We start from the raw sequence: 622 nt of genomic DNA on the forward strand, positions 1-622 counted from the left end.
CCCGGGCCCTGAAGGTCGGTGCCGCCGGGTACGCGACCAAGGACAGCGATCCGGCATTGCTGCTGACAGCAATCCGCAAGGTGGCGTCAGGCGGGCGCTATATCGACCCGGATCTGGCCGACCGCATGGTCTTCGAAGTCGGCCTGACCGATACGCGACCGCTGCATTCGTTGTTGTCGGAGCGCGAGTTCTCGGTATTCGAACGCCTGGCCCAGGGCGCCAACGTCAACGACATCGCCCAGCAACTCGCCCTGAGCAGCAAGACCATCAGCACGCACAAGGCGCGGCTGATGCAGAAACTCAACATCACCTCACTCGCCGAACTGGTGAAGTACGCAATGGAACACAAGCTCCTCTGAACCACAGGTTTCTTCATCGAACCTGCGATATTGGGCATATCCATAAGCGACAGGCGCTTTTGCTTGTTCTTGCGGCTTGCAGCTCAACACTCGCAACTGCTCTATCTATTAGCGCCATCCTTGTAGGGCAATCCCTACCCCCGGCCTTCCATCCGGCTGAGGCGATTCTCTCCTGCGCCCCGATTTGCGTGACTGCAAGCAGCCACTAGGCTTAATCCCACAGCAGTCATCAATAACAAAGGTGTGGGTATGAGCCAGGTCGA

1 protein-coding gene is annotated in these 622 nt (G+C 58.5%); it reads left to right on the forward strand.

The window, feature by feature from the left end:
- The coding region (locus BBF94_RS26930) for a LuxR C-terminal-related transcriptional regulator (protein WP_141676644.1) at positions 1–359 on the forward strand (359 nt) is incomplete at its 5' end.
- Positions 360–622: the final 263 nt, after the last annotated feature.

Source organism: Pseudomonas bananamidigenes (genome assembly GCF_001679645.1).
In the GTDB taxonomy this organism is placed as follows: Bacteria; Pseudomonadota; Gammaproteobacteria; order Pseudomonadales; family Pseudomonadaceae; genus Aquipseudomonas; species Aquipseudomonas bananamidigenes.